Consider the following 13,043-nt stretch of genomic DNA (forward strand, 5'->3'; position numbering starts at 1 on the left):
ATTGTATGATGACGTTTCGATGGTTCCCTGGAGACTGTCTGCGAAGCAGGCCTTCGAGTCGAAGGGTTATGCGTTCGCGGTAACCTCTGAATCCAGGTCGGGAGGTGCGCCGACAGCCCTTGCGCGACGTTCGGGCCCCGCGTTGTGAGAGGTAGGGAAAAGACAGTGGCTGGCAGGCGTGGGTGGGGTGGCAGTCCGCCTGAAAATGACGAAGAAGCGTCCCGGCGAATCGTCACCGCCGCAGTCGAGCTCATCAGCCGGAAAGATACGGCGATCAGCATCGCCGACGTTGCGGAATCCCTCGGCGTCATCCGTCAGACGGTGTACCGGTACTTTCCCAGCACCGACGCCCTCTTACGGGCCGCCGCCATCGCCGCTGTCGACGGATTCCTCGACCGCCTCGCAGCACACCTCGTGGGTATCGAGGATCCCGCAGAAGCTGTGGTCGAGGCCGTGATCTACACGCTCAACGAAGCGCCCCGCATACCACAGCTCGGCATCATGCTGTCCGGCTCTCACTCCCACACCGCGGGAATCACGTCCGATGAAGCCCTTTTGTTCGGAATGACGATGATCAGGCGCTTCGACGTCGACTGGGAGCGGCACGGCTACGATGAGCCGGCCCTGCGTGAGCTGGTCGAATATCAGCTGCGGACGATGCAGTCGTTCTTCATCTCGCCCGGAAGCCCGCCGCGTAGCCAGGACGAACTGCGTGCGTATCTGCGACGGTGGGTGGGATCGACGGTAACCGTCCCGCGCAGTCCGGCCTAGCACCAACGGGGATCTGCCGAAGGCTGGTCACGGTCGTATCTGGGTTGCGAGGTGGGGATGGTGTCGCCCGTGCAGGCTGGCTATTCGCCGCGAAGGACGGTGGTGCCCCTGCGGCTGTCCGCGGAGTCCTTCCCATTCGGGGAACGAGCCCGGACGGCGGCTGGTGAGGTGCCGGGTGTTGCTGGTGAGGTCGATCAGGCACCGGGCGGCGCCCTGCACGGAGAGGTGGTGCCGTCGTGCCACGTCGAGCAGTTCGTCGAAAGCCTGGGCATCGCTGTAGCCGCGGCTGGTGATCAGAACTGTCTTCGCGGCGGTCAGGAGTTCACGGTCGGACGGCCCGCGGCGCCGGTCGAGGAAGCTTCGGGTGGGTCGCGGGGGGTTCGGGGTATCGGATTTCAACATGTGGCATCGTCCTTTTGTCTACGAGATTCCCCCAGGTCGCGGTCTCGTAAACGTGCGTACCCGAGTGCTGTTTCGTGTGGGCTCGTCTAGGCCACGGTGATGACGACGTTGCCCCTCTTGTGTCCGGTGTCGACGTACCGATGCGCCTCGACGATGCGTTCCAGGGGATAGCTGCGGTCGATGACGACCCGCAATGTGTCCGCGTCGAGGAGCTGCTTGATGTACGCCAATGCGTCGTTCTTGCGGACGGACATACCGGTGACGACTTTCCTACCGCCTCGGAGCGACGTCCAGAGTGACAGCACGTAGTTGTTCAGCCCGGATGTGGGAACGTAGCATCCGTTCTCGGTGAGCGAGCCCTTGCACCGAGCGAACGAGTTCCTGCCCACCGTGTCGAAGACGACGTCATATGCTTCGGTGTTTTCGGTGAGGTCCTCTTTGGTGTAGTCGATGACCTTGTCGGCGCCCAGGGACTTCACCATCTCCATGTTGTGCGGACCGCACACGCCGGTGACCTCCGCGCCGAAGGACTTGGCGAGTTGCACCGCGTAGGTGCCGATGCTGCCGGAGGCGCCGTTGACCAGGACCTTCTGTCCGGTTTGCACGTTCGCCTTGTCCCGGAGGAAGAACAGTGCGGTGGTGGCGCCGTCGACGGCGGCGGCGGCCTCTTCGTAGGTCTTGTCGACCGGCTTGATTGCGAGCGAGGCGGTTTCCGGCAGGCACTTGTACTCGGCGTAGGCGCCGATATCGAAACCGGTGAACCCGAATACCTGATCGCCCGGCTGGAACCTGTGCACGCCCTTGCCGACGGCCTCGATCTCTCCGGCAAGCTCGAGGCCCAGGGTCCGCAGTTTCCTTCGTGGTTTTCGCAGCCCGAGGATGAAACGGCCCCAGAGCGGTTCGCCCCGCCGCATCTTGCATTCGGCTGTAGTCACCGTCGTCGCGTGGACTTTTATCAGGACTTCGCCGTCCTTGGGCGTCGGTTTCGGGACCTGCGCCAGTTCGAGTACGTCGGGTCCGCCGAACCGGGTGTGGATGATTGCCTTCATCGCGGACCTCCTCGGCGGCGTTCCAGGTCGTCGCGCCTCGAACAAGCTCACGGCCAAGCATAGTTCTCCGGCATCCTCGTCGTGGGGTTGTGCGGGCGGTCAGGGTGTCGACACCGCACACCTAGGGTGTGTTTTCGCGCACGGCGATCCGCGGGACTGTAGTGGCGTCGGTATGTCCGGCTCCCCCCTGTCCAGAAGGACCGAGCGTCCCGCCGTCAACCCAGCGGCGCAAGCACACTGGTTGGTGATTTGATGGAACACGCTGCGCGAGTGAACTACCGAGAGCATCGATCCGATCCGTTCCCGCTGTCCGCGGCGCAGCACGGGCTGTGGTTTGCGCAGCAGCTCGCCCCGGAGGTGCCGATCTGCATTGCGCAGTACGTCGACATCCGCGGGCCGCTGGACGTCGATCTGTTCCGCGAGGTAGCACTCGTCGCCGGCCACGAATACGAGTCCGTGTTCCTGCGTCTGGTCGACGTCGACGGTGAGCCGCACCAGGTGGTCGACCCACCGGCCGACGCGGCCATGGGAATCGTCGACTTCCGCGGTGCATCCGACCCGATGGCCGCCGCCGAGGCGTGGATGCAGGAGAACTTCACGGCACGAGTCGATTTCGAGCACGACTATCTGTGCGAATCGTCGCTGCTGCGGGTGGGTGACGAGCGGCACCTGTGGTACAGCAGGATCCACCACGTCGCCCTCGACGGATACGCGGCGATGACGATGGTCAATCGTGTCGCCGCCCTGTACACCGCGGCAGTCCAGGGCCTCGAGCTTCAACCGAACCGCGCAGCGGACCTGCACACCCTGCACCGCCTCGAAGAGGAGTACCGGGCATCCCACCGGTTCTCGTCCGACGGCGACTACTGGGCCGAACGTCTCCACACACGCACGAACGGCGCCTCCCTGACCGACGTCGAGGCTCCGCCTGCAGCCCACAGTCTCACCGTGCGCACGGCGCTGTCCGCCGATACCGTCACACGGCTCGAGGACACCGACGGCCGGCCGGGCGCGACGGCAGCGGCCGCGTTGATCGCCGCCTTCGCCTGCTATCTCTCGCGGCGGACGGGACGGCAGGACGTGCTCGTGGACATTCCGCTGTCCGCACGCACCACCGCTGTACTGCGCCGATCCGGCGGAATGCTCGCCAACGTCGCACCCCTGCGGGTGCAGGTCCGACCCGACGACACCGTCGGCGACCTCGTGACCCGGGTCCAGCACGAACTCATGGGAGCAATGCGGCACCAGCGCGGCAACGTCGAGGACATTCTGCGCGAGCTGGGCGTGTCCGCCGAGGCCCGCAGGATCTCGGGACCGATGATCAACGTGATGCTCTTCGATCAGGATCTCACCTTCGGGTCGCTGACCGGAGACTTCCGGATCCTCACCACCGGTCCCGTCCCGGACCTGTCCGTCAACGTGTACCGGAGCGGCACCCCGGCGTCGACGATTGTCGAGTTCGAGGCCAACCCGTACCGCTACCGCGACGACGACCTGCAGTCGCATCACGCCGGCGTCGTCGAATTGATCGACGAACTGCTCGCCGCCGACCCCGGCACTCCGCTTGCGGTGATCGGTGTGGCGGAGTTGGAGTGTTTGACGCCGGTGGTGGGTGAGGTGTCGGTGTCGGAGGTGACGTTGCCTGAGTTGTTGGCGGCGTCGGTGGTTGCGGATCCGGGTGCGGTTGCGGTGGTGTGTGAGGGCCGGAGTGTGACGTATCGGGAGTTGGATGAGGCGTCGAATCGGTTGGCGCGGGTGTTGCTCGAGGCGGGGGTGGGTGCGGAGTCGGTGGTGGCTGTGGCGGTGGCGCGGTCGGTCGAGTCGGTGTTGTCGGTGTGGGCGGTGGCGAAGACGGGGGCGGCGTTTTTGCCGGTGGATCCGCAGTATCCGGCGGGTCGTGTGGAGCACATGGTGGTGGATTCGGGTGTGGTTGTGGGGGTGACGCTTTCGCAGTTTCGGGATCGGTTGCCGGGTTCGGTGCGGTGGGTGGTGCTCGACGATGCGGTGACGGTGTCGCGGTTGTTGTCGGTGTCGGCGGGGGTGGTGACCGATGTGGATCGGGGTGCGTCGGTGCGGGTGGGTCAGGCTGCGTATGTGATTTATACGTCGGGGTCGACGGGTGTGCCGAAGGGTGTGGTGGTGACGCATCGGGGTTTGGCGAATGTGGTGGCTGCGCAGCGTTCGGGTTTCGGGGTGTGTGTGGGTGCTCGGGTGTTGCATTGTGCGTCACCGAGTTTCGATGCGTCGGTGTTCGAGTTGGTGTGGGCGTTGGGGTTGGGTGCGCGGTTGGTGGTGGTTCCTCCGACGGTTTACGGTGGGGAGGAGTTGGCGCGGATTTTGGTGGGGGAGTCGGTGACGCATGCGGTGTTGACGCCGACGGCGTTGTCGTCGGTTGATCCGGCTGCGGTGGGGGCGTTGGGTGCTTTGGTGGTGGCGGGTGAGGCGTGCCCGCCGGAGTTGGTTGCGCGGTGGGCTCCGGGTCGGCGGATGTTCAATGCGTATGGGCCGACGGAGGCGACGATCATGTCGAATGCGAGCGGTGGTTTGGTGGTGGGGGAGTCGGTCACGGTGGGTGGTCCGGTTCGTGGGTTCGGTGAATTGGTTCTGGATGGGCGGTTGCGGCCGGTGCCGTTCGGGGCGGCGGGGGAGTTGTATTTGTCGGGTCCGGCGCTGGCGCGGGGGTATCGGAATCGGTCGGGGTTGACGGCGGGGCGGTTTGTTGCGGATCCGTTCGGTGGGCCGGGGCAGCGGATGTATCGGACGGGGGATGTGGTGCGGTGGCGGCGGTCGGTGGGTGGGCCGGTGCTCGAGTATGTGGGTCGCTCGGATTTTCAGGTGAAGATTCGTGGTTTCCGGATCGAACTCGGCGAAATCGACGCAGCGCTGACCCGGCATCCCCGCGTCGCGTTCGCGGTGACCCTCGGCCGCACCGCCCCGTCCGGCGACACCGTCCTGGTGTCCTACGTCCTGCCGTCCGGTGACGGCGAACCCGACGTCGCCGAACTGACCGACCATGTGCGCGGCTTCGTGCCCGCCCACATGGTTCCCGCGACGATCGTGATCCTCGACGAGCTGCCCCTCACCCCGGTGGGCAAGCTGGACCGGCAGGGTCTGCCGACCCCGGATTTCGCGATCGTACGCACCGTGTTCCGTGCGTCGACCAATTCGGCCGAGCACACCGTGGCAGACGTCTTTGCCGAGGTGCTGGGACTCGACCGGGCGGGGCTGGACGACAACTTCTTCGACCTGGGCGGTAATTCGCTGAGCGCGACCCGCGCCGTCGCCCGCATCAACTCCGTCCTGGGTGTCGGCTTGGGGGTCCGGGAGCTGTTCGAGTCGCCCACGGTGGCGGGGCTCGCCGCCCGCGCCGCTGCCGCGGATCGCCGCACCGCGGCGCGTCCCGCCCTCACGGCGGGCCCGCGCCCCGACCGGGTGCCCCTCTCCCTCGCACAGCAGCGGATGTGGATCGTCAACCAGGTCGACACGACCTCGCCCGCCTACAACGTTCCGATCGCGCTGCGCCTGACCGGGGAACTCGACATCGACGCTCTGCGCGCCGCGTTCGGCGACGTCGTCGAACGGCACGAGCCGCTCCGCACCGTCTATCCGGGGTCCGCTGACGGCCCGCATCAGGTGGTGCTGCCCGCGGATCGGGTGACCGTCGACCTCACCCCGGTCACCGTGTCCGACGAGGCTGCGATGCGCACCGAGCTGGTGACTCTGGCGTCGGCGGAATTCAACGTGAGTCGCGACGTCCCGATGCGCATCGCGGTACTGCGGATCGGTCCGGATCAGCACGTGGTGGTCCTGGTGCTTCACCATATCGCGGCGGACGGCTCGTCGATGGCGCCGCTCGCCCGCGACGTGATGGTCGCGTACACCGCGCGTACGCACGGACGCCCGCCCGGATGGGCGCCGATGCCGGTGCAGTACGCGGACTTCGCGCTGTGGCAACGCCGCACCCTGGGCAGCGACACCGACCCGGACTCGCCGATCTCGGCGCAGCTGGACTACTGGCGCCGGACCCTCGACGGGATGCCCGAGCTGCTCGAGCTGCCGACCGACCGCCGGCGTCCGCTGCAGCGGTCCTCACACGGCGCCACCGTGGCGTTCGCGATCGGAGCGGACCTTCACAAGAAGCTGTCCGACCTCGCCCGGGGTCACGATTCGACGCTGTTCATGGTCGCGCACGCCGCACTCGCCGTCCTGCTCGGCCGGCTGAGCGGCGAGACGGACCTCGCGGTGGGCACGCCCGTCGCCGGTCGCGGCGACGCGGCACTGGACGAGATGGTCGGCATGTTCGTCAACACCGTGGTGCTGCGGACCCGCGTCGCACCCGAGCGCTCCTTCACCGATCTGATGGCGCACGTCCGCGAGACCGATCTCGGGGCGTTCGGGCACGCGGAGGTGCCGTTCGACCGGGTGGTGCAGGCGGTCGACCCGGTGCGGTCGACCGCGCACACCCCGCTGTTCCAGGTGCTGCTCGAGTTCCAGAACACCGAGGAGGGCCGCCTCGAACTGCCCGAACTGACCGTCGAGGTCGTCGACGCCGGTGTAGAGGTCGCCAAATGCGACCTCTACCTGACCCTGAGCGAGAACGTCGACGCAGCCGGCGAACCTGCCGGAATGTCTGCGGCATTCGGTTTCGCCACCGACATCCTGGACGCGAGCACCGTGCGCGGTTTCGCAGACCAGTTCGTCCGCATCCTCGACGCGGTCACGGCGTCGCCGGACCGCCCGATCGGTGACATCGCCGTGATCGGTGTGGCGGAATTGGAGTGTTTGACGCCGGTGGTGGGTGAGGTGTCGGTGTCGGAGGTGACGTTGCCTGAGTTGTTGGCGGCGTCGGTGGTTGCGGATCCGGGTGCGGTTGCGGTGGTGTGTGAGGGTCGGAGTGTGACGTATCGGGAGTTGGATGAGGCGTCGAATCGGTTGGCGCGGGTGTTGGTCGAGGCGGGGGTGGGTGCGGAGTCGGTGGTGGCTGTGGCGGTGGCGCGGTCGGTCGAGTCGGTGTTGTCGGTGTGGGCGGTGGCGAAGACGGGGGCGGCGTTTTTGCCGGTGGATCCGCAGTATCCGGCGGGTCGTGTGGAGCACATGGTGGTGGATTCGGGTGTGGTTGTGGGGGTGACGCTTTCGCAGTTTCGGGATCGGTTGCCGGGTTCGGTGCGGTGGGTGGTGCTCGACGATGCGGTGACGGTGTCGCGGTTGTTGTCGGTGTCGGCGGGGGTGGTGACCGATGTGGATCGGGGTGCGTCGGTGCGGGTGGGTCAGGCTGCGTATGTGATTTATACGTCGGGGTCGACGGGTGTGCCGAAGGGTGTGGTGGTGACGCATCGGGGTTTGGCGAATGTGGTGGCTGCGCAGCGTTCGGGTTTCGGGGTGTGTGTGGGTGCTCGGGTGTTGCATTGTGCGTCACCGAGTTTCGATGCGTCGGTGTTCGAGTTGGTGTGGGCGTTGGGGTTGGGTGCGCGGTTGGTGGTGGTTCCTCCGACGGTTTACGGTGGGGAGGAGTTGGCGCGGATTTTGGTGGGGGAGTCGGTGACGCATGCGGTGTTGACGCCGACGGCGTTGTCGTCGGTTGATCCGGCTGCGGTGGGGGCGTTGGGTGCTTTGGTGGTGGCGGGTGAGGCGTGCCCGCCGGAGTTGGTTGCGCGGTGGGCTCCGGGTCGGCGGATGTTCAATGCGTATGGGCCGACGGAGGCGACGATCATGTCGAATGCGAGCGGTGGTTTGGTGGTGGGGGAGTCGGTCACGGTGGGTGGTCCGGTTCGTGGGTTCGGTGAATTGGTTCTGGATGGGCGGTTGCGGCCGGTGCCGTTCGGGGCGGCGGGGGAGTTGTATTTGTCGGGTCCGGCGCTGGCGCGGGGGTATCGGAATCGGTCGGGGTTGACGGCGGGGCGGTTTGTTGCGGATCCGTTCGGTGGGCCGGGGCAGCGGATGTATCGGACGGGGGATGTGGTGCGGTGGCGGCGGTCGGTGGGTGGGCCGGTGCTCGAGTATGTGGGTCGCTCGGATTTTCAGGTGAAGATTCGTGGTTTCCGGATCGAACTCGGCGAAATCGAATCGGCTCTTCTCGGATACCCCGGTATCGATCGTGCCGTCGTGAACACCAGCGGCGACCGGCTGGCCGGCTACGTCGTCCCCGCTGCGGGTTCGCTACTCGACACCTCCGCGGTCCTGGCGCACGCCCGCGCGCGGTTGGCCCCGCACATGGTCCCCGCGACCGTGACCGTGCTCGACGCCGTGCCGGTCACCGCGAACGGGAAACTCGACCGCGCCGCCCTGCCGGAGCCCGACTTCACCGCGGTGCGCGCCGCGTACCGGGCACCGCGCAACGCGACCGAGGAAGTAGTGGCCGCCGCGTTCGCCGAGGGGCTCGGACTCGACCGGGTCGGCCTCGACGACAACTACTTCACGCTCGGCGGCACGTCGCTCACCGCGACGAGCGTGATCGCGCGGATTGCCGAATCGTCCGCGCGCGCCGTGCCGGTGCAGTGGATCTTCACCCATCCGACGCCGGAAGCCCTGGCGCACATGATCGCTACGGCGCCAGTGGACTCCTGGGCGGAGGATGCCGCCGACCGGTCGCTCGACGTCCTGCTGCCGCTGCGTACCACCGGAACCGGCAACCCGGTGTTCTGCATCCACCCCGCGATCGGGTTGGCCTGGTGCTTCACCGGACTGGTGCAGTATCTCGGCGACCGTCCGGTGTACGGGCTGCAAGCCCCGGCGCTGACCGACCCGGACGTGCGTGTCGACTCCTTGGAGGATCTCGCCGCCCGGTATGTCCAACGGATCCGCTCGGTGCAACCGGACGGTCCGTATCACCTGGTCGGCTACTCGGTCGGCGGTCAGATCGCCCATGAGATGGCGGTGCAGCTCACGGGTGTCGGCGAGGAGGTGGCCACCCTCGCGATGCTCGACACACACCTGGCCGAAGGATTCGGTCACACGACGGAGAAGCCCACCGTGGCAGCACTTCTGGCGGAGCTCGGCGCGGTGGTCCCGGGTAACGAGAATGCGGCGGCGACCACGGATCGTGCCGTGGAAGTATTGCGTCGCACCGGCGGACTGTTCGCTGGTGTGACCGTGGACGACCTCGACTCCGTCCACCGGGTGTTCACCCAGACGGTCGACCTCGCCCTCGCGCACCGCCCGTCCACACCGAGCGGTCTCGATCTGTTGTACTTCGGTGCGGCAGATTCTGTGGATGCATCCACCGGCGTCTCCGCGTGGAGGCCGCACATCAGCGGCGAGATCCTCGAACACGCCGTTCCCGTAACGCACCAGCAGATGACGAGTCCGGAAGCGCTCGCCGGCATCGGCCCCGTCCTCGCACAGCACGTTGCGCTCGCGGACCGCCGGCTCGCCCGGTCCTAGGCGCTCACGCCCGGCCGGCGCGCCGGGTGATGAATTCCGTGAGTTACGCGTTCGATTCGCTTGTTGCCGGCGGATTCCGCTACTCGTCGGTTGGGAGCATCGACCACGGCTGTCGGCGCACCTGCCGACCATCGGGGTGGTGTGTTCTCATGCTCTCCACGACACTCGCCCTCCTGACAGTTCCTCGTCGACACGCGCACCGACGTGAGCGCCGAGGACCTGCGGTGTGCGGGCGCGAACTCCCACCGGCACCTGTCACCGGGCACCGTCGCTTCCGTCACGGTGGGGGTCGTCATCTTCGTCGACGGGAAGCGCTTCGTCTGCCACCTCGATGGCGGAGCCGCGCCGGTACCGGCGAGTCCTCCGGTACGACAGCAATTCTCCATCGAGGTCCAGCACCACCTCGTAGAGTGCGAGCATGTCCGCTGACGGGGGTATGTGCCGGTCGTCGACCACCTCCACTTCCACCGACCAGCCCTCCTCGGTCGGCAGCACCGCCGTCGCGTTCTCCGATTCCTTTCCGATCACATCTGCGATGTCACGCCACGCGGCCGCAGCGGCCGCCGCCGCCGACACGGGGCGGGGGATGTTCGTCGGCCATCCCAACCATCTCCTTCCCCTCCGGAGCGTCCGGTGTGAGCTGGGCATATACAAATTCTTCTCTGATTGGTGGCCGGACACCAGGGGCGTGGGCGCCGGCCGGCAGCGAACCGACCGTTGGTGCAAGTGCCGGAGCGTGCAGATGCCCGGCCCTGCTCAATGTTGGTCGTCGAAGTACGACCCGCGCTTGCGTGCCGAGGCGATTGCAGCACCATTGCCCCTACACACAGGGTGCTCTCTTCTGACATCCTCCGGATCGAGGACACCGCGACCAATTGAGTTCCGGCCTCCGGCCATCCGGAGTAACAAGACGGTCGGGTGTTCGCGATCGGCCCTCGGTGGGAGGCGCCGGCTCGCCGGCTGCAGGGAGTGAACGACCATGGCTCAGGGCAGCGGTTACAAGTCGCTCGACGGGAATCAGCGGGTGGAGTTCGAGGTGGGCCGGGGAGTCGATTTGCCCGCGAAATGGGCCGGCTTCATCGAACAAGAATGCACCGTCGGGGCTCTGGCGATGCCTGAGGTAGGAGGCCCGAGCGACACACCGTCCCCGGCGCATACAACGGAGCCTCCGACGTGATGAGCCCGATGGCGGAAGACAATGACGGACCGATTCATCGCTGGACGCCCCTCGACGTCCGGATCGAGGCGGTGGAACGTTTCGCGGACTGTACCGAACATGTGCTCACTGTCGGCGACCTGCAGTGGGCTGACGTGGCGAGGATTCCGGCTGTTGGCCGTCAACAGTTCCCTTCGTCGCCAGCAGGAAAGCATTCGAGCCGCCATTTTGCTCAGTCGACGCGACGTGGGTCATCTGGGCGTGGCATTTGTGCGCGCGGCTCTCCAGGACCTGACGTATCTCGGGTTCTTCGCGTCGCTCGACCTGGAGGAGTCCCAGGAGTTGTTCGTGTCGGTGGGCAGCTTCGACTCCCTGAGAGCACTGCTTGCGCATCAAAACTATATCGGGGACAAGGAGATGGCACGGCTCTGGTATCCAAATACTTCCTCGAGTGGGCAGTTGCCAGGAGCGAGGAGACCAGAGCTGTGCTGACGGTGCTGAAGAAGCAGTACGGGTGGTCGGATGGCATCGTACGACGGGGGTGTGGGTCGCAGACCGTGTCGGCCAACGCGAGCTGTATGACTATCTGTACGCAGCGTCGAGCCGGGCAGTGCACTTTTCAGTCAGTGAGATCATGCGTCGTGGCTGGGTAGAACCGACCGGAATGCTGGTCACGGACAAGCGTGCGTTTCGAGAGCACCTCACCTCCTTCGCTCTCGACTGGTTGTGGCGGCTGTACGTCGAAACCTGGCGGATCGCTGTGCCGATGCTGGACAGGCCGGAATCAGCAGCGACGAATCCCTCGGGTTCCCGCGGGCGGATCCGCCATCGGATCGATGCGCCGAGATGTCCGTGTAGCCGTCGTAGCGTGCCCAGGTCACGGCGAAGGTGAGGATCTCTGTTTGATATCCGGTCATGTCGATGCCCGTTCTCAGAGGTGTCCTTCCACGAATTGGGCAACACCGTTGCCGAAGGACCAGTCGTCGCGTGTGTTTTCGAGCACCGATACGATGACATCGGTTGGCGCCAAACCGGTCTCGTCGTGCAGGCGATCAGCCAGTGCCCGATACGTGGCCTTCTTCTGCTCCTGGCTGCGGCCCTGATTGGGCCACCTGCACGACCACGATGTCGTCGGTTCGCTCGAACCCCAGCCCGGTGTCCTCGGCAATAATCTGACCCGGCTTGTGCTCGGAGATGATCTGGTAGCGGTCTCGGTCCGGTGCTGCGAAGTGCTCGAGCATCACGCCCTGCACTACATCCGCGAGGTGACGAAGCTGTTCAGGAGTACGCCTGTTCTCGATGACGTGGATGTGAACGAGAGGCATGACGTGCTCCTTGATGGTGTGATGGGTGATCGTGCGGTTGGGGGCCTGTACGGGGTGCGGTCCGAGATCCGCACCCCGCACAGGTGATTGGTGGGTTTCCGTCTACGAAAGCCTCATGGAAAAGGGCTAGTTGTTCTGGGGGAATCCGAGGTTGATGCCGCCGTGGCTGGGGTCGAGCCAGCGGGTGGTGACAACCTTGCCGCGGGTAAAGAAGTGGACGCCTTCGGTGCCGTGCGCGTGGGTGTCGCCGAAGAGGGAGTTCTTCCAGCCGCCGAAGGAGTCCGAGGAGGTCCGATCCGGCAAGCCGCCGCATGTAAGGATGCGTTCATGGGTACTGAGGATCACGACGCCCCTGCAGGTGACAGTCGACCGACGGCTGATGATGGGCCGTTCACGTTGACGGTCGACGGTGAGGTTTTCACCGTGAGACTCCGCCCAGGCGAACCAGGCGCCTGCGACTATGACTGGGTATCCGGACCGAACAAGGGGTACGGTTTCTCCAGCTTTCAACGCGTAGCGTTTTCGAGCATTCAGGATCGAGCGAACACTCCCTCTACGCTGCAGCCGAACACAATTGACGAGCATCGCGAGTCGATCCGCGATTTCCTCGGTCAGATCAATCCCGAGACCGGCTACATCGGCGACTGAGACTCCGCCGCGAGGCACAGAGGTCCTTGGAATGAGACGGTCGCCGTAGTTCGTGAAGACAACCCAGGACGTCCCGTTCGATGGGATGCTCGTTCAGTCCGCATGTACAGATGCGCCGGAACTTTCTTAGGTCCAGTCGCGGCACTAGTGGGGGATCGTATTGGCGCAGCTTGACGTAATACGACGCTTCTGTCACAACGAATTCGGGCAGGATCTGCTCATCCGCTCCGCCACAGGGCTGCCACGTCTGTGCGAACTTCAGCGTCGTCTCGTCATCGGCAGCATTCACGCCGTCGTCGTGCGTGTCGCGCC

Annotated in this window: 6 protein-coding genes and 5 pseudogenes; 6 read left to right on the plus strand and 5 right to left on the minus strand. The window is 65.9% G+C overall.

Annotated features, from left to right (window positions below):
- The first annotated feature begins 165 nt into the window (after positions 1–165).
- On the plus strand, positions 166–771 hold the full coding sequence (locus GO592_RS11460) for a TetR/AcrR family transcriptional regulator (RefSeq protein ID WP_007297702.1): 606 nt from the start codon (positions 166–168) through the stop codon (positions 769–771).
- Between the two features lie 27 nt (positions 772–798).
- Here GO592_RS11460 and GO592_RS11465 read toward each other — a convergent pair whose 3' ends face one another.
- Both GO592_RS11465 and GO592_RS11470 read right to left on the minus strand, forming a co-directional pair.
- Entirely contained in the window at positions 799–1,173 is a 375-nt protein-coding gene (locus tag GO592_RS11465; RefSeq protein WP_007297701.1) for an ANTAR domain-containing protein, read from the minus strand.
- Positions 1,174–1,259: 86 nt separating this feature from the next.
- The gene (locus GO592_RS11470; RefSeq protein ID WP_007297700.1) at positions 1,260–2,222 is read right to left on the minus strand and encodes an NAD(P)-dependent alcohol dehydrogenase; all 963 of its coding nucleotides are present in this window, start codon (positions 2,220–2,222) and stop codon (positions 1,260–1,262) included.
- Between the two features lie 252 nt (positions 2,223–2,474).
- On the opposite strand from GO592_RS11470, the pseudogene GO592_RS46500 reads away from it, so the two are divergent.
- From GO592_RS46500 to GO592_RS46505, 3 pseudogenes are all read left to right on the plus strand, one after another.
- A pseudogene (locus GO592_RS46500) lies at positions 2,475–3,488 on the plus strand (condensation domain-containing protein); the annotation flags it as partial.
- A gap of 273 nt (positions 3,489–3,761) precedes the next feature.
- Positions 3,762–8,735, plus strand: a pseudogene (locus GO592_RS45815) (amino acid adenylation domain-containing protein); the annotation flags it as partial.
- A gap of 177 nt (positions 8,736–8,912) precedes the next feature.
- A pseudogene (locus GO592_RS46505) lies at positions 8,913–9,602 on the plus strand (thioesterase domain-containing protein); the annotation flags it as partial.
- Positions 9,603–9,857: 255 nt separating this feature from the next.
- On the opposite strand, the gene gvpO reads toward GO592_RS46505, so the two are convergent.
- Entirely contained in the window at positions 9,858–10,208 is a 351-nt protein-coding gene (gvpO, locus tag GO592_RS11480) for a gas vesicle protein GvpO (protein ID WP_237720321.1), read from the minus strand.
- A gap of 724 nt (positions 10,209–10,932) precedes the next feature.
- Here gvpO and GO592_RS44275 point away from each other — a divergent pair.
- Entirely contained in the window at positions 10,933–11,250 is a 318-nt protein-coding gene (locus GO592_RS44275) for a hypothetical protein (RefSeq protein WP_007295500.1), read from the plus strand.
- A 439-nt stretch (positions 11,251–11,689) separates the two neighbouring features.
- Here GO592_RS44275 and GO592_RS11490 read toward each other — a convergent pair.
- Both GO592_RS11490 and GO592_RS11495 read right to left on the minus strand, forming a co-directional pair.
- Positions 11,690–12,083, minus strand: a pseudogene (locus GO592_RS11490) (tautomerase family protein).
- Between the two features lie 126 nt (positions 12,084–12,209).
- Positions 12,210–12,362: pseudogene (locus GO592_RS11495) on the minus strand (methylmalonate-semialdehyde dehydrogenase); the annotation flags it as partial.
- Between the two features lie 48 nt (positions 12,363–12,410).
- On the opposite strand from GO592_RS11495, the gene GO592_RS11500 reads away from it, so the two are divergent.
- On the plus strand, positions 12,411–12,731 hold the full coding sequence (locus tag GO592_RS11500; RefSeq protein ID WP_007295498.1) for a hypothetical protein: 321 nt from the start codon (positions 12,411–12,413) through the stop codon (positions 12,729–12,731).
- The last annotated feature ends 312 nt before the right edge of the window (positions 12,732–13,043 follow it).

This window comes from Rhodococcus sp. 21391, from assembly GCF_016772255.1.
GTDB lineage: Bacteria > Actinomycetota > Actinomycetes > Mycobacteriales > Mycobacteriaceae > Rhodococcus_F > Rhodococcus_F opacus.